General features: G+C 68.3%; 18 protein-coding genes and 7 pseudogenes. 11 read left to right on the top strand and 14 right to left on the bottom strand.

The genetic code is table 11. The features are described from left to right. Positions 1 to 243: 243 nt before the first annotated feature. Entirely contained in the window at positions 244 to 1011 is a 768-nt protein-coding gene (locus tag GL259_RS01725) for a DUF6585 family protein (protein ID WP_159528601.1), read from the top strand. A 9-nt stretch (positions 1012 to 1020) separates the two neighbouring features. On the opposite strand, the gene GL259_RS01730 is transcribed toward GL259_RS01725, so the two are convergent. Both GL259_RS01730 and GL259_RS01735 read right to left on the bottom strand, forming a co-directional pair. Further along, a protein-coding gene (locus GL259_RS01730) for an IS5 family transposase (protein WP_208026588.1) occupies positions 1021 to 1882 on the bottom strand; the annotation gives its coding sequence in 2 pieces (ribosomal slippage) (positions 1021 to 1524 and positions 1526 to 1882; 861 coding nt in all). 322 nt (positions 1883 to 2204) lie between these two features. Further along, on the bottom strand, positions 2205 to 2915 hold the full coding sequence (locus GL259_RS01735; RefSeq protein WP_159528603.1) for an HAD family phosphatase: 711 nt from the start codon (positions 2913 to 2915) through the stop codon (positions 2205 to 2207). A 395-nt stretch (positions 2916 to 3310) separates the two neighbouring features. Here GL259_RS01735 and GL259_RS01740 point away from each other — a divergent pair, with 395 nt between their 5' ends. Beyond that, positions 3311 to 3922, top strand: coding sequence for a ScbR family autoregulator-binding transcription factor (locus GL259_RS01740; protein WP_159528605.1), 612 nt, complete (start codon positions 3311 to 3313; stop codon positions 3920 to 3922). A gap of 39 nt (positions 3923 to 3961) precedes the next feature. On the opposite strand, the pseudogene GL259_RS01745 reads toward GL259_RS01740, so the two are convergent. Then, positions 3962 to 5031, bottom strand: a pseudogene (locus tag GL259_RS01745) (IS110 family transposase). Between the two features lie 52 nt (positions 5032 to 5083). Between GL259_RS01745 and GL259_RS01750 the strand changes: the two are divergent. Continuing rightward, positions 5084 to 5389 (top strand): annotated as a pseudogene (locus tag GL259_RS01750) (transposase); the annotation flags it as partial. A 73-nt stretch (positions 5390 to 5462) separates the two neighbouring features. Next, a pseudogene (locus GL259_RS01755) lies at positions 5463 to 6179 on the top strand (transposase); the annotation flags it as partial. A gap of 106 nt (positions 6180 to 6285) precedes the next feature. On the opposite strand, the gene GL259_RS01760 reads toward GL259_RS01755, so the two are convergent. After that, a protein-coding gene (locus tag GL259_RS01760; protein WP_243762168.1) for an IS5 family transposase occupies positions 6286 to 7100 on the bottom strand; the annotation gives its coding sequence in 2 pieces (ribosomal slippage) (positions 6286 to 6752 and positions 6752 to 7100; 816 coding nt in all). A gap of 35 nt (positions 7101 to 7135) precedes the next feature. On the opposite strand from GL259_RS01760, the pseudogene GL259_RS01765 reads away from it, so the two are divergent. Next, positions 7136 to 7381 (top strand): annotated as a pseudogene (locus tag GL259_RS01765) (integrase core domain-containing protein); the annotation flags it as partial. A 414-nt stretch (positions 7382 to 7795) separates the two neighbouring features. Then, positions 7796 to 8206, top strand: a complete 411-nt coding sequence (locus tag GL259_RS01770; RefSeq protein WP_159528609.1) for an FKBP-type peptidyl-prolyl cis-trans isomerase — start codon at positions 7796 to 7798, stop codon at positions 8204 to 8206. A 43-nt stretch (positions 8207 to 8249) separates the two neighbouring features. On the opposite strand, the pseudogene GL259_RS01775 reads toward GL259_RS01770, so the two are convergent. After that, positions 8250 to 8904: pseudogene (locus tag GL259_RS01775) on the bottom strand (nucleotidyl transferase AbiEii/AbiGii toxin family protein); the annotation flags it as partial. Then, positions 8901 to 9263 (bottom strand): hypothetical protein, encoded by a 363-nt coding sequence (locus GL259_RS01780; RefSeq protein WP_159528611.1) that lies wholly within the window; start codon positions 9261 to 9263, stop codon positions 8901 to 8903. The pseudogene GL259_RS01775 and the gene GL259_RS01780, both read right to left, overlap by 4 nt. 270 nt (positions 9264 to 9533) lie before the next feature. Between GL259_RS01780 and GL259_RS01785 the strand changes: the two genes are divergently transcribed. Further along, the gene (locus GL259_RS01785) at positions 9534 to 9746 is read left to right on the top strand and encodes a hypothetical protein (protein WP_159528613.1); all 213 of its coding nucleotides are present in this window, start codon (positions 9534 to 9536) and stop codon (positions 9744 to 9746) included. Positions 9747 to 10056: 310 nt separating this feature from the next. Further along, positions 10057 to 11787 (top strand): endo-1,4-beta-xylanase, encoded by a 1731-nt coding sequence (locus tag GL259_RS01790; protein ID WP_208026401.1) that lies wholly within the window; start codon positions 10057 to 10059, stop codon positions 11785 to 11787. A 105-nt stretch (positions 11788 to 11892) separates the two neighbouring features. Here GL259_RS01790 and GL259_RS01795 read toward each other — a convergent pair whose 3' ends face one another. Further along, a complete protein-coding gene (locus GL259_RS01795) occupies positions 11893 to 12831 on the bottom strand; it encodes an alpha/beta hydrolase (protein WP_159528615.1) in 939 nt (312 codons plus the stop codon). A gap of 107 nt (positions 12832 to 12938) precedes the next feature. On the opposite strand from GL259_RS01795, the gene GL259_RS01800 reads away from it, so the two are divergent. From GL259_RS01800 to GL259_RS01810, 3 genes are all read left to right on the top strand, one after another. Continuing rightward, the gene (locus GL259_RS01800) at positions 12939 to 13574 is read left to right on the top strand and encodes a TetR/AcrR family transcriptional regulator (protein WP_159528617.1); all 636 of its coding nucleotides are present in this window, start codon (positions 12939 to 12941) and stop codon (positions 13572 to 13574) included. Positions 13575 to 13721: 147 nt separating this feature from the next. Further along, positions 13722 to 14636 (top strand): transposase family protein, encoded by a 915-nt coding sequence (locus GL259_RS01805; RefSeq protein ID WP_208026590.1) that lies wholly within the window; start codon positions 13722 to 13724, stop codon positions 14634 to 14636. Positions 14637 to 14932: 296 nt separating this feature from the next. Beyond that, positions 14933 to 15277 (top strand): NUDIX domain-containing protein, encoded by a 345-nt coding sequence (locus tag GL259_RS01810; protein WP_243762524.1) that lies wholly within the window; start codon positions 14933 to 14935, stop codon positions 15275 to 15277. A 33-nt stretch (positions 15278 to 15310) separates the two neighbouring features. Here the strand turns inward: GL259_RS01810 and GL259_RS01815 are convergent. The 7 genes and pseudogenes from GL259_RS01815 to GL259_RS01845 all read right to left on the bottom strand — a co-directional run. Continuing rightward, positions 15311 to 16086: pseudogene (locus tag GL259_RS01815) on the bottom strand (IS5 family transposase); the annotation flags it as partial. Between the two features lie 60 nt (positions 16087 to 16146). After that, positions 16147 to 16404: pseudogene (locus tag GL259_RS01820) on the bottom strand (hypothetical protein); the annotation flags it as partial. A gap of 697 nt (positions 16405 to 17101) precedes the next feature. Further along, positions 17102 to 17620, bottom strand: a complete 519-nt coding sequence (locus GL259_RS01825) for a hypothetical protein (protein ID WP_159528619.1) — start codon at positions 17618 to 17620, stop codon at positions 17102 to 17104. Between the two features lie 93 nt (positions 17621 to 17713). Continuing rightward, positions 17714 to 18295, bottom strand: coding sequence for a twin-arginine translocation signal domain-containing protein (locus GL259_RS01830; protein WP_243762191.1), 582 nt, complete (start codon positions 18293 to 18295; stop codon positions 17714 to 17716). Between the two features lie 44 nt (positions 18296 to 18339). Then, positions 18340 to 18657 (bottom strand): hypothetical protein, encoded by a 318-nt coding sequence (locus tag GL259_RS01835; protein ID WP_159528623.1) that lies wholly within the window; start codon positions 18655 to 18657, stop codon positions 18340 to 18342. A 30-nt stretch (positions 18658 to 18687) separates the two neighbouring features. After that, positions 18688 to 20886: a glycoside hydrolase domain-containing protein gene (locus tag GL259_RS01840; protein ID WP_159528625.1), complete on the bottom strand. Its 2199-nt coding sequence runs from the start codon at positions 20884 to 20886 to the stop codon at positions 18688 to 18690. 402 nt (positions 20887 to 21288) lie between these two features. Beyond that, positions 21289 to 22167, bottom strand: coding sequence for an ADP-ribosylglycohydrolase family protein (locus GL259_RS01845; RefSeq protein WP_243762192.1), 879 nt, complete (start codon positions 22165 to 22167; stop codon positions 21289 to 21291). Between the last annotated feature and the right edge of the window lie 69 nt (positions 22168 to 22236).

Consider the following 22236-nt stretch of genomic DNA (forward strand, 5'->3'; position numbering starts at 1 on the left):
ATCGACCTTGGACTTCGGCAGCACCCGGGGCCCCTCGTCGTGCAGAGCGGCGCTCTCAAAACTCAGCAACATCACTCTCCCGTGGACAATCACGCTCTCCACGCTGAACTACAGGCGCTCTCGTAACTCACGAACAGAGCCAGCTAGATTCGGCATGCCAACCACGAGTTCCTGGGGGACGCCATGACAGATGAACCGCAGCAACACTCCGAGCCCGGGCCCCTGTTGAACTTGGGCTGCCTGATGTTGCTGGTGGTCTTCGGCGGCCTGGCGACGATGCTGTACGGCCTAGGAGTGCTGATCTTCGGCGACACCCCGGCCTCGTCCGCCGTCACCGTCCTCCTCGCGGGCCTCGCCGCCTCGGTCCTGGGCGTCGCCGTCATCAAGCGGTTCCCCAATGCCATGGAGATGAAGGGATACGCCCCGTCGGCACGCGTCACCCGCCTGGCGGCCGAGCGTTCGCTGGGCGATCACGTCTTGACCCGTAAGAACACCAGCCCGCTGGAGATCGTGGCCGGCACGGTGACCATCGGCACTGTGATCGTGGGAGCCCTGTGGGGCGTGAACTGGGTCCTCAGCAAGACCGGGACCGACATCCCCGGCCTCCGGAAGCTGGTGACCACCGTGGTGCTCTGTCTGCTCGCGGCGCTCGTCCTGGTGATCATCGCGCTTCCGGTCCTGTTGTGGAGAATGCCCAAGGGATTCGTTCGCGCGCATCTGTACACGGGCGGGCTCGTGTACACCTCCTACGGCCGCCCTCGCGCCGTGACCTGGGACGACGTCGACCGCCTTGTGCTCTCACGACAGGCCCACGGAGCCAATCTCTTCGGCGGCAAGGTGGTCGCCTACCATGTGATCACCCGTGACGGGCACTGCCTGCGGATCGACGCCCATCCACACCTAGAATCCGACCCCCTGGGCGAGCACATACTGAACGCCGTACGACTGCGCCGGCGCCCGGTACTGGAGGGCGGCCCGGCGGTGGGCAACCCCAGTCACCGGCGGATCTAGGGTCCGTCTTCAAACGGATCTTGCCCAGAGCAGGAACGACGCGAGGCTGACCGCTGCTTCGTAGGAAGTGGCGGTCTTCTCGTATCTGGTGGCGATCCCACGGAAGCCCTCGAGCCGGTTGAAGCAGCGCTCGATCATGTTGCGCCGCCGGTAGGTCTCCCGGTCGCACCCTGGCGGTCGGCCGCCGTAGCCACCGCGCCTCAGCCGGTGCCGTCGCTGGTCGATCTTTTCGGGGATGGTGTTCGCAATGCCGCGTTTCCGCAGGTAAGCGCGGAAGCCGCGGGAGCTGTAAGCCTTGTCTGCGATGACCTGGTCGGGCCTGCACCGCGGTCGGCCCGGGCCGGTGCGGGGAACACGGATCCGCTCCAGCAGGGGGCGTGCGCGGACACTGTCGCGGCGTTGGCCGGGCGTCACCAGGATCGCGAGCGGGCGGCCCTTGCCGTCGCAGGCGAGGTGGATTTTGGTGGTCGATCCTCCTCGGGATCGGCCGAGGGCGTGATCGTCCGGTTCGTCCTGCCGGTGCCGCCCCTTTTCGGCCGGTGGCGGCGGCGTGCTGGTGGGCGCGGACGATGGTGGAGTCGATCTGGACGAGCCAGTCGATGCCGCCGACCGCGTCGGCGTGGGCCTGGATCTGCTGCAGCGCTTGGGTGAACACCCCGTCGGGGGCGTAGCGGCGGAAGCGGGTGTACACGGTTTGCCACGGTCCTTGGCGTTCTGGCAGGTCATGCCAGGAGATCCCGGTCCGGATCTTGTAGACCATCCCGTTGACGACCCGCCGGTCCTCCACCCTCGGCCGGCCAGTGGCCGCCCGCGGTATCAGCGGAGCAAGCAATTCCCACTCAGGGCCGGTGAGTTCATGACGACGTACCACCCCACCATGATCCACCACTCGATGGTCTTCGAGGACGGGCCCTGATGTGACAGCGCCGCCGTGGGATCACGTCGGCTGAGCCTTTTCGACGCGGCCGAATTGGTGATGCCGGTGGCGTGGAGTGAGAGGCGCGACGGACAGGGCTCCCGCTCCGCTGAGAAAGGTGTCCGGCGCCTCAGCTCAGAAGCACAGGAGCCCTGCTGGTTCCCTTTGCCGCCGCACTTTGCGGGGCAGCGGAGCGTACTCCCGCCGCATCAGCGTGCCGTCGTCCGTGTCCGTCGGGGAGTGCGAGCGCCTGGCGGCGCCGGATGTCGGCGGGCTGTCAAGTCCCATGCGTCCCCCGCGGGCTGCCAAGTGCGTGGGCCCAGGCCAGCAGTTCGGGAGCATCCAGCGACGGTAGCCACCCGTCGGCCCGGGTGGCGCCGTCGCCCTGCGGCCGGGGACCGACGCCCAGGACCCGCAGACCGGCCCGGCGGGCCGCTTCCACACCGGTCAGGGAGTCCTCCACCGCCAGTGCCCGGTGCGGGGGGACACCGCAGAGCCGGGCCGCCACGGCGTACACGTCGGGGTGTGGCTTGGGGCGCACGCGGTCCCCGGCGTCAGGGACGACGAGGTGCTGGAAGTGCGCGAGCAGCCCGGCCCGTTCCAGGCTGCCTTCGACCACGACCCTCGGGCAGTTGCTGGCCACCGCTAGCGGTAACCGGCCGGAGAGCAGCTGTACGAGCCGGACCGCACCTGGCATCGTCACCGGTTCGTCGGTGACGAGTGCCAGGAAGTGGTCGAGAAGTGCGGCTGTCAGGTCCTCGGTCAGTTCGGGTTTGTGCACGGACTGCGCCATGAGCCGGCCGCAGTCCTCGTAGTGCAGACCAAGGGCCTGCTCCGCGAACCCGGGCGGTGGCTGGAGTCCGTGCTCCCGGAAGGCCCGGCTGCGAGCCGCCTGCCAGTGGCGTTCGCTGTCCATCAGGGTGCCGTCGCAGTCGAAGACGACCGCTTCGGGTGACGGGTCGAACAGAGCGCGGTCCGAGGTGGTCACTGGGGCCTCCCATGCCTTCGCATGTACGCATGCGGCATGTCCGTATCCGCAGGAAACGGAAAGATAGTTTCCGCTACGTTATTTCCGTCCAGGTAAATCGGGCAATAACCCTTTTCGGTGACTCGACGGGCGCCGGAAACAGGCGTATGACCGTGCGGCGGCGACAACCGTGACGCAGCCGCCGAGACCATCAACATCACATGCTCGCACGTCAGTTGTCATGCATGCTTGGCCGCGGGGGGCCCGGAGCGCCTTGCGTCCGCTACCACTCGCACGCGTTCGCATTCGAAAGAACTGCGTAATTACCGCACGAAAGTGCCTGTTTGAACTCCGGGCGTACGCTGGCGCACTAGATTCGTGGCCGGCACAAGAACAGAGTGAGGGCGGACGGAACGTTGCAGGAACGGGCTAAGGCAACCCGTAGATCACTGCTGGAAGCGGCTGCCCAACTGTTCGCTGAACAGGGATACGCGGCCACCAGCGTCAACGACATAAGCGCAAGGTCGGGCCGGACCAGCGGCGCGGTCTACTTCCACTACACCGGCAAGGAGGGCATCGCCGTCGCCGTCGTCGAGGACCGGTTCGCCACCTGGTCTCAGCTCGCTGCACGCTACGGAGACGAGACGATCCCCCCGCTCGAACGGCTCGTCGCCCTCAGCTACGACATCGCCCATGCCCTCACCCGGGATCCCGTGACGCGTGCCGGTGCCCGTCTGTGGGCCGAGCGCACCATCATCAAGGCTCCCGTTCCCGACCCCTTCGCGCTGTGGACCGCCGCCGCCACGCGACTGCTCGCGCAGGCCCGGCTGGTAGGGCATGTCAACGAGCGTGTCCGCCCCGCCCGCACGGCCCGGACCCTGGTGCGTGCGTTCTTCGGCCTGTGCACCCTCACCGAGGCCCTTGAGGGTACGACCGTCCTCGACGACCGCCTGACCGACTGGTGGCACCTGACCCTGCCCTCCCTCTGGCCGCAACCGTCCCGCGGGAACTTCCCGGCAGGCCGGTGACGCACATACTTCAGGAGGGCGTTGATGTCCCTGTGGATGTCAGGTAGCGGTTGCGGCATGTGCGCGGCTGGCTGCGGGGCTCGGAGTGGCGGGGAGCCGGTGGATCTCCCGTGCGATGTAGCGTTTGAGGCAGCGGATGACTTCTCGGCGCGTCTTGCCCTCGGCAAGGCGTCGCTGCAGGTGGTTCCGGGTGCGGTCGTCCCAGCGCAGGCGGCTGAGGACGACCCGGTGGAGGGCGGCGTTGGCCTGGCGGTCGCCGCCGCGGTTGAGTCTGCGGCGCTGGGTCCTGCCGGAGGACGCTTCGACCGGGCTGGTGCCGTACAAGGCAGCGAAAGATGCCTCGCTGGTGAGGCGGTCAGGGTTGTCACCTGTGGCGATGAGCAGGGCTGCGGCGCTGTCCGGGCCGACGCCGCGTACGTCGGGCAGACCGGGCGAACTCGCCTTGACGGCCTGGGTTATCCGCTGGTTCAGGTCGTCGGTCTCTTCGGTCAGGTGCTGGATTCGGCGGGCCGGCAGACGCAGGGCCGGGCAGCTGTAGCAGGCCCGGTCGCGTCCAGAGCTTCCAGTGCGGCGCACCGCTTGATCAGGTGCGGGTTGGTCAGGCCGGCCAGGGCCTCGCGCAGGGCGGAGTCGGCGCAGACCAGGACGCTTTTGAGCTGGTTGACGGCCTGGGTGCGGGACTTGATCGCCGATCCCTTGGCGAGTTTGAACAGCCGCAGCATCTCCACCGGGCCGTCGCTCGTCTTGGCCGTGGCGGTGGCACGCCCGGACAGCACGGCGTGGGCGGCGGCTTCGGCGTCGACGGCGTCGGTCTTGCCGTGGCGTCGGCGGGCGGCCTTGTCCGGCTGGTTGACCTCCGTGACCTCGATTCCCTCGGCGTGCAGGTGGCGGGTCAAGGCCGCCCCGTAGGAGCCGGTGCACTCGACGCCGGCGCGTCGCACCACTCCGAACGAGCGGGCCCAGGCGAGGAGCTGACGGTATCCCTGCGCGGTCGCCGGGAAGCTCCGGCCGTCCAGGGCGGCACCGAGCATGGTGATGACGGCCGCGGCGTGAACGTCCTTGTGGGTGTCCACGCCGCGCAGGACCTCCTCAGCGGTGTCGGCCGGGATGCGACACGGGGCAGCGGATTGCGTAATGCTGGGCAAGGTCGCCTTCTCCGCCACCCACCCCCGCGTGACCAAAGCCTGGGCCGACACCGGCTACCGCACCAAGGCCATCGAACACGGCGCCCGCCTCGGCATCGACGTGGAAGTCGTCCAACGCGACCCTGGAACCAAAGGCTTCAAGGTGATCCCGCGACGCTGGGTGGTCGAGCGGACCTTCGGCTGGCTCATGCATCATCGCCGCCTCGCCCGCGACTACGAAACCCACCCCCACCGCTCCGAAGCCATGACCCACATTGCCGTGATCGACCTCATAAGCCGACGCCTCAGCCGAGAATCCACCCCGAGCTGGCGCGACACCTGAACCTCGAACCAAACAACCCTGCCGGGACAAAACACTCTTTCAATAGTCGCCCCGCCGGCCGGGGACGAACAGCCGGCCGCCCAAGTACGGCCCGGAGTTCCGCTTCACCAAGCCGGAGACCTGGCCCGAGCCCGCGATCACCACCGTCACCGACACCACCAACTACGGCAAGGCCGAGACCCAGGCGTGGGACCGAGTTCGCCCAAGGCTCACCCACCGCTCGTCCTGACTCGACCACGACGGTGAACTACCCCTGGTTGGGGGCGCGTTGACCCGGCTGAAGGTCGAGCACCTGTCAAAGGAACGAGACGCTCCGCCGGTGTGGTTATGGTCCTCGAAGACCGGCGCCACCCCGGACGATGTGGACCGTTTCTGGCAGGCTTTTCTCCGTCGCTTCGATCTGGAGCACACCTTCCGCTTCGCGAAGCAGACCCTCGGCTGGACCACCCCGAAGCTCCGTACTCCCGAGGCGGCGGACCGCTGGACCTGGATCCTGATCGTCGCTCACACCCAGCTCCGGCTCGCCCGCCCTCTCGCCGCGGACCTCCGCCGGCCCTGGGAAAAACCCACCGCCTCGGACCGGCTCAGCCCGGCCCGGGTCCGCCGGGGGTTCAGGAACATCCGCGCTCGCCTCGCCTGCCCGGCCCGCGTTCCCAAACCCCGCGGCGCCGGCCCCGGACGCCCGCCCGGTGCCAAGAACAGACACCGGGCACCCCGCTACGACGTCGGCACAACCGTCAAACGCCCCGAGACCCACAAGGCCATCGGCAGGCCCGGAAGATCTTGGTAGATAAAGAACAAGCTGAGTACAAGCTCCTCGGCACTCCATTTATCTGCGTCGCGCATCAGCCACCGTGAACGTGGACATGAGGACACGGAACGCCTTAGACCGTGTCCTACATGGTCAGGTTGAGGAGCCGTTTGTAGCAGCAGAGCGCGGCTGCCAGTCCGAGAAAGGCCAGGTAGTTGCGGGGGCGTCGTTCGTAGCGGTGGTTGAGTCGGCGGTAGCCGGTCAGCCAGGACATGGTGCGTTCGATGACCCATCTGCGTCGGCCGAGTCGCTCGCTGGAGTCGATGCCTTTGCGGGCGATGCGGACGCCGATGTGCTTGCCCCATAGCCATCGCCGCAGGTGAGGGATGTCGTATGCCTTGTCCGCGTGGAGACGCCCAGGCTTGGAATCGGTCGCGTGGGATTCGTGTCCCATGTGGAAGTGGGACAGCATCGGCTTCAGGGCGAGGCTGTCGTGGGTGTTGGCCGCGGAGAGTCCGACGCGTAGGGGCAGTCCGTTCGCGTCGGACAAGACGTGCATCTTGGAACCCGGCTTACCCCGGTCCACGGGGCTCGGACCTGTGTGTTCGCCCCTTTTTTAGCGCGGACGTGAGCGGAGTCGAGGACAGCGCGCGACAGGTCGACGAGGTTCTGGCCGTCCAGGAGCTCGAGCACCTTCTGGTGCAGTCGTCCCCACACACCGGCCCGGGACCAGATGAGAAACCGGCGGTGCACGGTCGACTTCGATGCCCCAAAGCACGGCGGCAACGCCCGCCAGGCACAGCCACTGACCAGCACATAGATGATCGCGGCGAACACCGCCTCGTCATCGATGTTCGCGACCCCGCCGCCCTGCGGACGCACCCGCGCCGGCGGCAGCAGTGGCCTGGCGATCTCCCACAGGCCATCCGGCACGATCCATCCCCACCGCCCACTCCCCATGACCAGTCCAACGACCAACTGACCATGCAGGACACGGTCTTAAGCAGTCCATGGGCGCGGTCGGCACCAGCGCGGACAACGCTCTCGCCGAGTCGTTCAACGCGACCCTCAAACACGAAACGCTCCGTGGCGCCCGCCGCTTCGACGGAGCCCTCGCCTGCCACCTGACGGTTTTCCGCTGGACCACCCGCTACAACACCCGCCGACGACACTCGGCGAACGGACACCAGGCACCGATCGCCTACGAACAGCGGTCAGCTACCCTGGCACTCGCCGCATAACAACACGAACAGGTGTCCACTCCCCGGGGGCAAGGCCCGATCACTTCTCAAAGACCCTGGCGCGGCGGGCAGCCGGAGATGCCCCTGCGGCACGGCTTGGCCGAGGTCATCTCGTCGTTCAGGGACCTGCGGGCGGCGGCGCGACTCGACGCAGTCGACTGAACGGCGCGCGTCGGCCCTGACCCTCTGCGCCGCTTCCCGCCCGGGCGGCTGCCGTGCAACCCGAGCCACCGCGTCCCGCCCGAGTGTGCGAGGGCTCGTGCGCCGGCCGTGCGACGGACCGCCATGCGCGGCCACTGATCCGGTGCGCTCCGGAAACCGGCATGCGCGTTAGCGTGATCCTCTGCCGCATGGAGTGTCCATGGGCCGGGTCGACCCGCACGAGGGTCTGCGACGGAGAGTGACGGAACTGCGATGAGTGAACTGACGAAGCCCGAGGTCGACGTCCCGGAGGGTGCTGCGCCTGCCGAACTGACCGTCCGGGACCTGATCGTCGGGGACGGGGCCGAGGTGAAGCCGGGCACGGTGGTCAGGGTCCACTACGTCGGGGTGACCTTCGAGACCGGGAAGGAGTTCGACTCCTCCTGGGACCGTGACCAGCCCTTCAAGTTCGCCCTGGGCAGCGGCAGGGTCATCAAGGGCTGGGACCGGGGGTTGAGGGGGATGAAGGTCGGCGGTCGGCGCGAGATCGTCGTTCCCCCGCGTCTCGGCTACGGCAACCAGTCGCCCTCGCCGTTGATCCCGGCGGGCTCGACCCTGGTCTTCGTGGTGGACCTGCTCGACTCGTACTCCGCCGGCACAGGCGGCTGGAGCAACGCCCGCTGACCCAGACCGTTCCTGTTTCCGCGCCCTCGCCCTCGCCCCAGGCGTTCTCGTCATGGATCCGCGCACCCAGATCCTCCGCCCACTCCAGCGCCCACGCCTTGAGTTCTTCGATCTGCCGGGAGGTGAGCCCGTACGCGGTGCAGTCCTCATCCTCGTACCAGTCCGCGCCGACGAGCCGGTCCCGGAGGTCTTCGAGGCTGAACTCGTCGTGGGCGCGACGGCGGCCCAGGGATTCGGGGTCGGCGGTGGAGCGGTGGCGGGAGGCGGCCTGGACGTCGATGAGGTCGCGGACGGTGCCGCGGTCGGCGAGGGCACGGACCTTGGTGCCGATCACGTCGTCGGGGGAAAGAACGGGGCCCGTAGGGGGTCTGGGCGGGCGGAGCCCAGAACGCCTCCTTGAGGACGTCGACCTCGCACTCCTCTCCGGTGTCCGGATCGGTGACGAGGAACCGGCCGCTGAGCGGATCGGTCTGGACGTGCGTGGTCCGCCATCCGCGCGCGCTGAGCCCTGCTGTGAGTGAGGCGACGATCTCCTGCATCGGAGCGGGGTTCTCGGTGGCGACGTCGAGGTCACGGCTGAAGCGTTCGACCAGGCCGTGCGCCTGCACGGCGTATCCGCCGGTGAGGACCAGAGGATAGGGGGAGCCGAGGTCGAGGATGTCGGCGAGGAGACGCTCGTGGAGCGGAATGAGCCTCACGCTGCGGTCGTGTCGGCCGGAGCGGTGCGGAGCAGCTCGGGGAAGGCGTCCTCCCAGACCTCGCGGATGCAGGGACTGATCAAGCGCCGCAGCACGGGCCACTGCTCGGCGAGCAGCCGGTGCTGCAGGAGGACCACCAGGTCCTCGCGCAGTCCTTCGGCGAGGACGGTCCGGTAGAGCGTCATGCGGGACTTCGGACGGTCCAGGCTGTAGCTCGTCCGCCCGGACCAGACGATGTGGAGCGGCAGGTCCACGTCGCCCTCGACGGGGCCGGCCAGCTCCTGCAAGCGCTCGGGCAGTCGGCTGCGGCAGCGGTCCCGCAGCACCTCGGCGCGGGTGGCGGTGATCGTCGCGTCCATGCATCCAGTATCGCTGCCAGGAGGCGGCGGCATGGCGGATACGGGGCTCCCCTGTCGTACGTACGAGTCGGGCGCCGCACACTCCTCCCCCGGGCATCTCCCATTGAGCGCGGTCCATCCTGAAAATCGCAGGTCATGGGCCCTGGTGTGGGTCGTGGCTGGTGGGCTCCGGCTGGTCGGGGGCGAGATCGTCAGCACGTGATCGTCTGTCACGGGTGAGGTCAGGCGTTCTGAGGCGGGCCCGGCGGCTGGCCGCGTAGGTTCCGCGGCATGACGGATGTGCTGACGTGGACGGTGCAGCAGCGGCTTGAGCTGGAGGAACGTGCGGAGCTGTTACGCACGGAGCTGGCCGGTATCTCCTCCGCCCGGCCCGGCCGGTCCAGCGAGACCACCGCCGCCCGCCACGCGACCACCTTCCTGCGGGCCCTCCTCGTCATCGCGAACACCGGGTCCAGAGGTGACCGACGATCACCCCCGCAGTGATCATGATGCTGACCGGCAGGAATCCGTCACCCCGGACCGCACCAGCCCCGCGAGCTGCGGAATCAGGATGAAACGGTCCCATTGCCGACCGTACCGGCCCACCGCCGACCGTACCGACCGCTCTCCGGCCGTCGTTCCCGAACGGTCCTCGGCCGACGGTCCCTCACTCGCACCTGAAACAATGGCGATCAGTCGCAGCGGGGCGGCGCGATCGGTTGCGCACCGTTCTTGCCACGGCTGGGAGGACGGTGCTCGGCGACGGTGTGGCTGAGGGCGGCGATGCCGTCGGAAGACGGGCTGAGGATACGGAGTGCTGCTGTTCATGCGGTTTCGAAAGAGCGCTGTCATCGCGGTTGTGTGTGCCTTGGTCGCTGGTGTCTCGGGGGACCGTGCCGGCACCTCCGCGCCCGCGGGGGGACCTGTGGAGGACCTCCTGAACGGCAGGGACTGGGCTCACTTCGCCGGCGGGAAGCCCACGCACACAGGGGTACGGGTCACATCCCTCGACCGGCGCATCACACGCCAGGACGGTACCGGCGGACAGCCGAACCCACCGGTGAACCTGCGCGGTCCCCACATGGTGTTCCGAGGGGATGTCCGGATCGAAGCCGGCCTGCGGCGCACGGATGGCACGGATGCCTATCTGCATCTGTACGGTGAGACGCCGGTCATCTACGACGAATGGCGCTACGAACGGCGCGGCGTGCGCATCGGCGTGGTCGGCGGGAGGCTCCGGATCGACCGCTGGGACGGGGACTCCGACAGACCTGCGATGACCCGGACCTTCGGGAGCGGCCTGGGGCTCGAAGTCCGCCTCGCCGTCGAAGTCCGCGCAAACAGGCTTGTGCTGGAGGCCGACGGCAGGGTCGTGGGAACCGTTCCCGCGCGGGACGTCTTCGGCAGTGGCCGCATCTGGTTCGGCGCGGATGCGGGAGCCCGCGGGAAGGGCTGGACCCTCAGCGATCTCCACGCGCGGTCACTGGGACGGGGCCGGATGTCCGTCGTGGACGCGCCTGGCCTGCGAGTGCCCCGGTCCAGCGATGCGATGCGTGATCTGGCGGCGGTTCTCCCACGCCCGATCCGTATGGGAACCGCCCTGGCCGCGGGCCCCTTGCTGACTGACAGCGCCTACCGCCGGACGGCGGGTGAGGAGTTCTCCATGCTTACGCCGGAGAACGACTTCAAGCCGCAGTTCGTCCAGCCTCGACGCGGCGTGTTCGCGTTCGCGGAAGGCGATATCTTGGTGGACTTCGCCGAGGCCAACAGGATGAAGGTGCACGGCCACACCCTCGTCTGGTTCGAAGCCCTGCCCGCATGGATGCGCGCCGAGATGACGCACGAGCAACGCAGGCGCGTCATGGTGGAGCACATACGCGCGGTAGCGGGCCACTTCCGGGGGAAGGTGGCGGAATGGGACGTGGTGAACGAGCCCATGTCCGACGAGGATGAGGACTACTCCAACGGCAACCGGGGCGTGCGGCCACAGTTGTGGTTCGAAGCGATGGGTGAGCAGTACATCGACATCGCCTTCCATGCTGCCCGCGAGGCCGACCCGCACGCGGTGCTGTACCTCAACGAGTACGGGGTGGAGGAGGACGGTCCACGCTGGGATGCCCTCTACGCGCTGCTGATCCGGTTGAAGGAGCGGGGCGTTCCGATCGATGGCGTCGGTTTCCAGAACCACGAATACGCCGTCGGCGACCGTACCGACCCCGAGGTCTTCCGACGCAAGGTCCGGGCTTTGGCCGGGCTCGGCCTGAAGGCCCGGGTCTCGGAGGCGGACGTCCTCGTCGACGAGGACGAAGAGGACATCCAGGCCCGCCAGTTGGCGGGGAAACTCGCAGTCTGCGGCGAAGAACCCAACTGCACCTCGTTCTCGACCTGGGGGTTCACCGACAAGTACGGCTCCACGGCTGACCTGCGGCACTATCCCCCGAGTCCGGGAAACGCTCTTCCCTGGGACGCGACGTACGAGGTGAAACCCGCCTACTGGGCACTGCGTGACGTCCTGGACGACGCTCGCCGCTCAGGTACCGGATAGGTACGGCGAACACCGCGAACGACCAGCGGGATCGTTTCAGTGGTGGTCACTGTCCCGCTTGCGTGCGCAAGAAGATCGGCGACTGACGAGGCCGTATAGGCCAAGTCAGTTGAAGACTGCGGCCACGGCGTCCGAGAGCTGATTCAGTACGTCCCGCGAGAGTTGCACCGAGCCGGTGAACGAGAGGAAGCCGTGAATGGCTCCCTCGACCGGGAGGTGCTGGACCGGCACGCCGGCGTCGGCCAGCTTGCGGGCATAGTGGTCGCCCTGGTCGCGTAGGGGGTCGTTCTCGGCGGTGACGATGACGGCGGGAGCAAGTCCGGCCAGTTCGTCGGAGCGCGCCGGCGAGACCCGCGGGTCGGCACCCTGGTCCGGGGTGCTGAGGTAGGCACCCCAGAACCACTCGAGGTAGGGACGGGAGAGGACCGGGCCCGTCATGTTCTCGTACATCGAGGGGCTGTCGTCGAACCGGTCGACCGCCGGGTAGGCGAGCACCTGGAGCGTGATGCGAGGTCCCCCACGGCGCAGGGATTCCTGTGCGAGAACCGCGGCAAGGTTGCCGCCGGCGCTCTCGCCGAACACGGCGATGCGCTCTCCGTCGCCCCCGAAGCCGGGGGCGTTGTCCGCGACCCAGGTCAGTGCGGCGTAGGCGTCGTCGACCGCGGCCGGGAAGCGGTGCTCGGGTGCCAGCCGGTAGTCGACGGAGACCACGATCGTGCCGGAGCGGCTGGCCATGATGCGGGCGATGTTGTCCTGGGTGTCCAGGTCGCCGAAGACCCACCCGCCGCCGTGGAGGAAGAGCGTCACGGGCAGCGGCCCGGCATCCGGCTCGGTGACGGGCCGGTAGATACGGACGGGTATGTCGCGGCCGTCGGCAGCGGCCGTGGTGTCCCGGACGTCGGCGACCGGTACGGGAGCGCCGGCCAGGGCGCCGAAGGCGCGCCCGAACGCGCGGTTCTCCGCCACCGTCAGGGTTTCGGGAGCCGGTCCGCCTCCCGCGGCCACTTCCTTGAGCAGGGTCTCGATCTGGGGGTCGAGGGGCATGGCACTCACCTGTCTGAAGAGACGGCCACCCGGTATGGAATGACCTTTCCAGGATCTTCGACGAAGCATAATTGGAATGTCAATTCCAACTTGAGTAGCGTGGGCATATGAGCGCACCAGGGAAGACCGGAGAGTCGAAGAGACAGCGGCTCACCAAGGGCGGCCGTAAGACCCGCGAACGCATCATCGAGACCGCTGCGGAACTGATGTTCCACCGCGGCGCGGGAGGCACGAGCATCCCGGACATCCAGGCGGCCGCCGGGGTCAGCGCGTCGCAGATCTACCACTACTTCGGCGACAAGCAGGGCTTGGTCCTGGCGGTCATCGACCACCAGACGGACACCCAGCTCGCCCAGCAGCGTCCGCTGCTGGACAACCTGGACAGCATCGAGGCCCTGCGCGAGTGGTGCGACAGGGCAGGGAGTCGACAGGACGCAAGAGGATGCGAAGGCGGCTGCGAGATCGGCTCGCTCGCCAGCGAACTCGCCGACAGCGACCAGTCGGCACGGACCAGACTCGTCTCCGCCTTCGACCGGTGGGAAGGCCCCATCAGGTCGGGACTCGCACGCATGCAGGCACGGGGCGAGCTGAGCGAGCGCGCCGATACCGCCGCGCTCGCCACCGCTCTGCTGGCCGCCATCCAGGGCGGCATGCTGCTGTCCCAGGTCCGCCGGTCGAGCACCGCCTACCGGCAGGCCGTGTCAGCGGTGATCGACCACATCGAGAGCCACCTCATCCGGTAGCGGCTTAGTACTGCAACGGTGCTTGTGCTGATTGCTGACCAGTTTCAGGGACTGTGTCCGCGCCGCTTGTAGTGACTAACGAGTTGGTGCGTGATAGTGGGCGGGCCGTGTGTGCCTGGCGGGTGGCATGATCCAGGTGTGGCGATCATGGTCAATCGGGTGGTGCTGGCGCATCGGTTGTTCACGGGGATCTCGCGGCGTCATCTCGCTGACTTAGTCGAGGAGTTGGCGGTGCCGTGGCATGCCGGACTCGAGGGCCGCCGTCATGCTGCACGAGGTGGGGCCAGGAAGCGGGCCGCGGGTGCCGGCGCCCGCCATCAGTTGGTGTTCGTCGACCGGCTGGTGGCCACGCTGATCCATCTGCGGCACGCCCTGCCGCACTCGGTGCTGGGGCTGCTGTTCGGCGTTGACCGATCCACCATCACCCGTGCGATCGCAGAAGTACGCACGCTCCTGGCCGAGCGCGGGTGCGCGGTCCCCGACAAACCTGGTCTGCGATTGCGGACTCTGGCTGACGTGTTCGCCTATGCCCAGGCCGAAGGCGTCCAGCTGCGGCTGGACGCCACCGAGATCCAGGTCCGCCGGCCACCGGCCGGACGTGGTGGCCGGCGCGCGTTCGTCTCCGGCAAGAAGAAACAGAACACGATGAAGGCCACCGTGATCGCCGACTGGCGTGGCCGCACGTTATGGACCGATGCCCTGCGACCTGGACGTATGCACGATGCCACGGCCGCCCGCAGCGAGGGCATCGCCGTCTGCTTCCAGCACTTCCCCGACGTCGAGGTCCTCCTGGACGACGGCTGTCTCGGCCTGAGCCGCGACCACCGCGGGCAAGCGATCACACCGCCCAGAAAGCCGCGGCCCGGAGCACTGCCCGGCAGAGTTGAACAGTGGGAACGTGACCGCCACTGGCACTCCTCCGACCGCATCACCGTCGAACACGCCCTCGCCGATCACAAACGCTGGAAGCAACTGACGCGCTGGACCCACCGCCGCGACCGCCTGCCCGACACCTACCGCGCCATCGCCAGCCTCGTATCCGACCGCACCGTCAACGTCTGAAGACGGGCAACGACCAGGCCAAACACGGCCCACCCACTATCACGCACCAACTCGTAAGACGCCGTTTCAGATGGTGTGTAGGAATTGCTGCTACCGCGTTCCTGCCTGTCTACAGCGTTGGGTGTGCTGGAGTTGGGGCAGGCTTCCGCATGCTCAATCCCTCACCCAAGCCCCTCGCTGTCGATCAACGCGGCAACCGGCTGGTTTCATTCACGCTCGGCGCCGAAGATGTCCTGCCTGGTGGGGCTCCCATGCCCATGGCTCTGACTGCCTTGTGGCACCGCGACGAGGTCGTTATGGTCTACGACCGGTTCCGGGGGCAATGGGAACTACCTGGCGGCCTGCTCGAGCCCGGGGAGAGCCCTCGCCAGGCGGCTGTTCGTGAACTTGCCGAGGAGAGCGGTCAGGTGTCCGGCACTCCTTTGCAATTCGTCGGCTATGCCGGATTCCTGTTGGGTTCCGCACAGCGCGCCGAATACGGTGCCCTGTTCACCGGCCACGCCCTACGGCGCCGCGATTTCGAGGCCGATCGCGAGATCGAGGCGATGCGCTGGTGGGATCTGAGCGCACCCCTGCCTGGTCGTGTATCCGGCATCGACGTCTACCTCGCCCGGCTCACTCTGCCCGCCGGTTCGCACTGAGCCTGCTGTGCTGCCCGGCGAGCCGGCGGTGGCTATGAGGGCTGCGGCGATGCCGACGAAGGCCAGGAAGTGCCCGGCCTTGCGCTCGTAACGGCGGTGCAGCCTTCGGCATCCGGCCAGCCAGGAGACCGTTCTCTCGACGACCCAGCGGTGTCGGCCGAGCCGCGTGGACGACTCGATGCCCTTGCGGGCGATGCGGTGGCGGATACGACGCTCGCGAAGCCATGTCCGCAGGTGGTCGTAGTCGTAGCCCTTGCCGGCATGGAGCTTGGCCGGGCGCCGGCGGCGCGGTCCGCGGCGGGAGCGGATGGGCGGAATCCCGCGCACCAGCGGCTCCAGGCCGAGGCTGTCGTGCACGTTGGCGCCGGAGATGCCCAGCGACAGCGGCAGACCGTTCCGGTCGGTGATCAGGTGGATTTTCGATCCGCTCTTGCCGCGGTCGGTCGGATTCGGTCCGGTCAGTGGCCCCCCTTTGCCGTCCGGACGCTGACGGAGCCGATCGCGCACCGCGACCAGTCCAGCTCGCCCCGGGCCCCGAGTTCGTCGAGGACGACGCGGTGCAGCCGGGCCCAGACCCGGTCCCGGCTCCACTGGGCGAAACGCCGGAAGACGGTGGGCCAGGCCGGACCGAACACCGGTGGCAGCTGCCGCCAGATGCAGCCCGAGGTGGCCACGAAGATGATCGCCGCCAGGCACTCGCGGTCACCGGCCCTCCGTTTGCCGCCGCCCTGCGGGCGTATGACCTCTGTCGGCGGGACCACCCGCCGAAACAGCGTCCACAACTCGTCCGGCACCAACCGCTCCACCAGATCCGTCACACACGGCTCAACGAGCGATCACGCCATCAGAAACGGCGTCTAAAACGCCTTCGTTGTCGGCTGCGCGAGGGAGAACGGCATGTGGAGCGCCGTCTGCGCGGCGACCACGACGGACACGACGAGCGGGAGTCCGCGTTCACGGCCCGCCAGACATCAGCCGACGGCCGCCGTCGCGCCGAACCCGGCGAGCAGTGCCCGACCGGGCACCTGGCTGCTGGACATCAGGACGTGGCCGAGGGCGGCGAGCAGCACACAGACGGCCGCGAACACTGCGGCCCATACCGTGCGAGAACACCGCCCTGCCGCCATGACGCCTCATCCTCGCATCCGGCCCGTCGTCGGCACGGGTGGGTACGGAAACCACCCCCAATGCGCTCATGGCGTCCGCGGGGCCGACGCCTGGTGTCCTCCGGGCAGCTCCGGGACGGAGCCGACGGTGACGTCCGGGACCGACTCGGGTGGAGCTGAACGCACCCCCGGCCAGGGAGAGGACTCTCTCGTGGCGGCGGGCCCGGCGGCGGAACCATTGATCTCACAAGGTCAACGGCCTTCCCGTCGACCGCAGAAGCAGGAGAGTCCCATCCCACACCGCCACCGCCACGGCAGACACGGCCCGTTTCCGTCGACCGGCCTTCACCCCGCCCCGTCCCGCCGGACCTCGACGGCCCCCATCACCGTCATGCCCCTGTGGCAGGGCCTGGTCCAGCTCTTCGCCCCAGCGGACGGTGTCGTACGCCCCTGAGTGGCCACAGCGACTGTCGGAACCCGGTGAGCCGGTCCCCGACAGCCCGTCGTCCCGTGTCACCCCACTCGTGGATCAGCGGGGGCCCCAGGAGTTCCTTGGTGATCGCGCCCGTGGCGACGTCGTCCGCGTAGTAGGTGCTCGCGGGCTTGTGGCCAGGGACGATCACGTCGGACTGGGAGCTCGCCGGGAGGTGGCCGGGGCGGCGGTACCGAGGCCGGCGCCGGTGAGAGCGTCACCCGGCATGCGGGTTCTCATCTGCTGTCAGCAGCTGTAACTGCGCTTGCCGTTGATGAGGTAGCGGTCCTCCGCCTCGGTCTTCATCTTGTACGAGGCGGTCCAGCAGCCGCGCGTGCCCTGGCTGATGTAGAGCGGGCCGGCGAACTCGCTGTAGTAGCCGTCGTCGGTGCCGCAGGCGCTGCTGGCGCTGGTGCCCGGACAGGCCTGGAGGAACATGTAGTTGGCGTTGCCCGGTGTCTCGTTCTTGAAGATCACGCAGAGCAGCCCGCCGCCCGCGTAGGCGGCCATGCTGCCGTCGTCCCCGTTGACGTCACCGGGGAGGTCGCCGTCGATGTAGACCAGCGTGTTGTAGTTGCCGCCGCACTCTGTTGCCTGGGCCACGGCCTCCTGCGGGTTGGCGGCGGCCCACGCCCTGGTCTCGCTGTCGGCGTCGGCGGCGACCGTCACCTTCGGGGTGACGGGCTGCCCGGCGGCGGACGCCGGGGTGAGCAGTGCGCCCATGGCGGCCGTGGTGGCGGCCAGCATGCCCAGTATTCGCTTCATGGTCGGTTCCTTTCCGTCATACGCATCAATGATGTGAACTGATGTTCGAAGTGGCCGTCGCGGCGGGGCGCAGAGCCCCACTGCGATCCGTGCCTAGCGGAACGTCGCCTGGCGGATGGTGGTGGCCAGCCGGGGCAGGCGTTCGTCGTGCGGGCCGACCGCGATGTAGAAAAGCGACTCGTCGACCGGCTTGTCGTCGCCGCCCCAGCGGACGACGCCCTGGCAGTCCGCGAGGATGTCCCGTACGGCGGCAACCTGGAGCGGGAACAGCGAGCCCTCCGCACCGGCGCCCTGCCGGATCCGAACGGCCGTGCCCGAGGCCAGGTTGGAGTCCGGGAGGCCACGGCGCAGGCCCTTGGCCGGGCGCCAGCCGGCCAGGTCCACCGCCGTGAGCTCCTGCACCTCGTAGTGGAAGCGGCGCACGACGTGCACGAGCACCGTCTCCACGTCGCCGATCCACACGGGTACGCCCAGTCCTGTGCCGGCCACCGGGCGGGTCCACACCTGTGAGTCGAGGTCCGCGTTCGGCTGGATCGTCCAGCCGTTCGCGGAAGTCGCCGGACGCTGGGGCCCGCGCCGTTCGTCGGCCACCGCCGTGGTGGCGGGCAGCACCGAACCGACGGCCGCGGCCCCGCCGATGACGGCGCAGGCCTTGACGACCGTACGCCGTGTCATGTCGCGATCCACGTTTTCTGTCTCCCTATGAGCCGAATCAGCTGTCAGAACAGACCGAAGATCACGAAGAACGGCGCGAGAGAAGCGGCGGCACACACCGGCCAGTAGCGGGAGCCCCGTACCGGCGTCCGGCGCCGCAGCCAGGTGTTGGCCAGCCCCCAGGCCAGGCCGAACAGGCAGAACACCGGTGCGGCGAGGACCAGCCAGAGCAGCATCCCGTCGTTCTCGTTCGGGTCCTGCATGGTCCAGCCGACCGCCGCCAGCGGCCCGTTGGCCAGGAGGTACCACGCCAGGAACAGAGGAACGACGGCCGGGACCCCGAGCAGCAGGTTCACGACGACGGGGACGCAGAGCTTCCGCATGCGCTCATTCTTCACGATCAGTCCGGCCCACTAGGCGCGGCTGAGCTTGTTGTAGTTCTCCAGCACGTTGTAGAGCCCGATCAGCTCGCGGCCGTACTTCTCGGCCTTGTCGCCGGTGCCGTTGTAGCGGGCCAGCAGCTTCTGGCTGTCGGCCTGGCCGGTGGTGAGCGACGGGCGGGCGATGCCGAGCTGGTGCGCGTTGTAGATGGTCAGGTAGGCCACCGAGGGGATGTTGTACTCGGGCTCCTGGAGGTTGTCCCACACCGCGCGGGTGTCCGAGCCGGTGAGCGGAGCGCCGTGGATGATGCCCTGGTCCATGCAGTAGTTGCGGGCGGCGATGGTCACCCAGGCGAAGATCTGCCCCCAGCCGGTGCTGCAGTCGTCCCTCACCCCGGCCTTCACCGCCTCGTCGGCAACCGCGTCGAGCGGGTTCAGTTTGCGCAGCTCCCACAGCACCGGTGCCTGGATGAGCGCCTTGCGCAGCTTCAGGGTCCTGGCCAGGTTGGTGAACAGCCAGTCGGCGTCCATGACCTTGTTGAACGCCTCTGTCGTGGAGATGATGTCGTACGTCACCCAGTCGTCGTCCACGGTCCAGCCCTCGCCACCGGTCTCCGGGACGCCGATCGACGTCAGATACGCCTGGACATCCTTGAGCGCCGCCGCCCGGTACGTCGCCTTGTCGAAGTCGACGTCGAGGTCGGAGTTGACCGGGACCCCGGGGTCGAAGTCGCCCTGTCCGGTATCCCGGCCGGAGGCGATGTTGTTGTCGATCTCGATGGCGCCGTCCCCGGAGCCGACCTTGATGGTGGCGATCTGGTCGAACGCCCAGTTGGTGGGCAGCGGGTAGCCGAGGTTGCCGGAGAACCCGGACGACATGTCGGAGACGAAGCCGGCGGAGGCGTATCCGGCGTCGGAGACACGCTGACAGACGTTGCGCGGGCCGTAGACGCCGACGCCGTAGGCGGAGTTTTCGCCGATGGTGCGGTAGATGCCCCGGAAGTGCTTCAGGACGTAGTCGGTGATCTCGCCGTCCTGGGCGTCGTAGTCGACCGCGAAGTAGATGATCGTGCCCGGCTTGAAGCCGTGGATCTGGGCCCATTCGATGGCGTTCGTCGCGTCGATGCAGCCCTGGGGGTAGCTGAAGTAGTCGGCCGAGCGGGACCAGGTCTGGTAGATCGGGAAGCAGCGCAGACCGTACTGCTTGATGGTCGCGAGCTCGCCGGGCTGGATCTGCTTTTCCGGCAGGCTGGTGCTGGACGGGTTGGACAGATAGCGGCCGATGTACTTGTAACCGGCGTCCTTCAGAGCCTGCGCGCGGGCCGGAGTGATCTTGGTGACGCCGTCGCAGGCGGTGCCCTTGCGGGTCTGGTCGCCGTAGGAGACGAGCAGGGACGCCCAGGTCTGGAAGTCGCCGACGCCCGTGACCGGGAGCTTGGCGAACGACTGGAAGGACTCCACGCCGGCCTTGACGTCACCGGTGAAGTTACCGAAGGGCACATTCCGCTTGTTCAGGATCATCGCCGCGGTGAACAGGGAGGCCCAGGTGCCGGTGGTGCCGACCGCGACCGTGTGGTTCTTCAGGCCGGACTGGGTGCCGGGGCCAAAGACGCCGTTGGCGGTGCCGTCTGCCATGCCCAGCTCGTACTGGATTGCAAAAAGCATGGACTTGGCGACGTCGCGGGAGTGATGGCCGTCGCACGGGATCAGGTAGAAGTCCCTGCGGCCCACGTAACGCCTGTTGAGCCACTGCTGGATCGAACGGATCTCGTCGGAGCCGTTACTGACGGTGACGTAGGCGTCCATGTTGAGCAGGCCTTTGACGACCTTCGGTTCCAGGGAGCTGCCCGCGTAGACGGTGTCGACACCCATGTTGGCCTTCAGCTTGGCCACCGCGTCCTTGACGCGCCCATTGTAGATGCCGTCGATCTCACCGCCGTCGTAACCCTTGCAGTACAGGGCCGACTGCAGGATGCGGCAGAAGTTCGCCGACGGCACCGTGGAGTCGTTTAGCTTCGGGTACTTCGACTGGAGCGTGGACAGTGTGGTCGGCCCGAAGGAATCCGAGAGGCTGGTGATACCCATCTCGTACTGCAACGCCCGGGTCAGGGCGTACATGACGGGCCAGCCGGTCTTGCCGTCCTCGGCGAGCTTGGATATCCCCAGCGCCGCGCCGTTGTTGTAGGTCAGATTGATAAATCTCTGTGCCCTGAGCACCATTTCGTCGGCCATGCCGAAGCAACTCCCCGTTGATCTACGCGTCCCCTGGCAGACCGGTCAAGCCGGTCACGCGGCGATCACTCTAGGCGGGACCTCACGGACCAAGGCAAGACCGACAGGGAAACGTGGCTGAATGATCATGGCATGACAAAACGCATGGTTGAGACGACAACTGAGTGCCGCACCCAGGTATTTCCTGTGTGACGGAAGTGAAAAGAGGGACCAGGGCGACAGCGGCGACCAACGCCTATTGGCCGAATCTCACCCGCCGGACATGACGCCCGCCGCCGCCCCGGACAACCGCCCACCCGTCCCGGCGGCCTTCGCCGAGGCGGGACCGCCTCCGGGGCTGCGTCCTGGGCCGGCCGCCAGTTCGCCACCCACCCGGACGGGCCCTCGCCTCCCCAACAGACGTCACTCGAAACGGCCACTCCCAGAGCGCCCCCGCCGGACGGCGAACACCGCCGACGTCAGGCCGAGTACACCCACCACCAGCCCCACGACCCCAAGGCCACGCGCGGTGGAATCGCTCGCCGCAGCCGAGGACGACAAGCCGGAAGAGGTTGCCCAGCACCACGCCGGGGTCGTGCGGGTGGGGAACGGCGAACCCCGGTGGCCGCCGACGAGCAGGCGCGGCGCCAAGGACCAGCCTTGGGCGTCGTCGCTCCCGCCACGAGCGGTACGCACCGCCAGCCGGACCGGTCGGCTCCGGTGAGACCGGGCCAGCCGGGCACTGCCCTGCTGCCAGGCCAGCGGGATGCCGGAGCAGCCCCAGCGTGCGCCGAGCAGGGCGCCCACGATCGCCGCGACGGTGTCGGTGTCCGTCCCGGCCCATACCGCCGCCCCCAGGGCGAGGCCGAAGTGCCGCGCGGGGAAGCTGTTCTCGGCGAGGTTCAGTTTCGGGACGGCGGTGCGGGTGATCGCCGACCAGGCGGCCTGGAGCGCGTGGACGACCCAGCCGTTGTGGGCGACGTGGTGCGGTGGCTCGGCCTCCGCCTCGTCCAACAACCGCGCCCACACCTCCCAGCGGTCGGCAGGGAGCAGGTCCAGGCCGGCACGCACGCCCTCGAAGGTCCCGTGCAGCACCGCGGTGCGGATGCCGGAGCACCACAGCACGCAGGCGTCGGCGCAGTCGAGGTCCGGATGGATGAGCGCGCTGACGGCGGTGGCGGCCTGGGCCATCTCGGCGGCATCTCCAAAATGCCCCAGGGCGACAACGCCGATGCGCATCAACGAGCGGTTCCCTGCACTGCGGTCGTTGCCGACAGCGAAGAGGTGGGCCGCGTCGAGCACCGCCGCGCCCGGCGTTCCGGGGTGCCGCGGGCGGCGCCCAGTACGGCGCGGGTCTGGGGGCCGACGTCG

The sequence above is a fragment of the Streptomyces sp. Tu 3180 genome, assembly GCF_009852415.1.
Classification (GTDB): Bacteria; Actinomycetota; Actinomycetes; order Streptomycetales; family Streptomycetaceae; genus Streptomyces.

Excerpts from the sequence above, each read along its gene's own strand:
- GL259_RS01725 (WP_159528601.1), top strand. The coding sequence starts at position 244 with ATGTTGCTGGTGGTCTTCGGCGGCCTGGCGACGATGCTGTACGGCCTA.
- GL259_RS01770 (WP_159528609.1), top strand. The coding sequence starts at position 7,796 with ATGAGTGAACTGACGAAGCCCGAGGTCGACGTCCCGGAGGGTGCTGCG.
- GL259_RS01780 (WP_159528611.1), bottom strand. The coding sequence starts at position 9,263 with ATGGACGCGACGATCACCGCCACCCGCGCCGAGGTGCTGCGGGACCGC.
- GL259_RS01785 (WP_159528613.1), top strand. The coding sequence starts at position 9,534 with ATGACGGATGTGCTGACGTGGACGGTGCAGCAGCGGCTTGAGCTGGAG.
- GL259_RS01795 (WP_159528615.1), bottom strand. The coding sequence starts at position 12,831 with ATGCCCCTCGACCCCCAGATCGAGACCCTGCTCAAGGAAGTGGCCGCG.
- GL259_RS01800 (WP_159528617.1), top strand. The coding sequence starts at position 12,939 with ATGAGCGCACCAGGGAAGACCGGAGAGTCGAAGAGACAGCGGCTCACC.
- GL259_RS01805 (WP_208026590.1), top strand. The coding sequence starts at position 13,722 with ATGGTCAATCGGGTGGTGCTGGCGCATCGGTTGTTCACGGGGATCTCG.
- GL259_RS01810 (WP_243762524.1), top strand. The coding sequence starts at position 14,933 with ATGGTCTACGACCGGTTCCGGGGGCAATGGGAACTACCTGGCGGCCTG.
- GL259_RS01825 (WP_159528619.1), bottom strand. The coding sequence starts at position 17,620 with ATGAAGCGAATACTGGGCATGCTGGCCGCCACCACGGCCGCCATGGGC.
- GL259_RS01830 (WP_243762191.1), bottom strand. The coding sequence starts at position 18,295 with ATGACACGGCGTACGGTCGTCAAGGCCTGCGCCGTCATCGGCGGGGCC.
- GL259_RS01835 (WP_159528623.1), bottom strand. The coding sequence starts at position 18,657 with ATGCGGAAGCTCTGCGTCCCCGTCGTCGTGAACCTGCTGCTCGGGGTC.
- GL259_RS01840 (WP_159528625.1), bottom strand. The coding sequence starts at position 20,886 with ATGGCCGACGAAATGGTGCTCAGGGCACAGAGATTTATCAATCTGACC.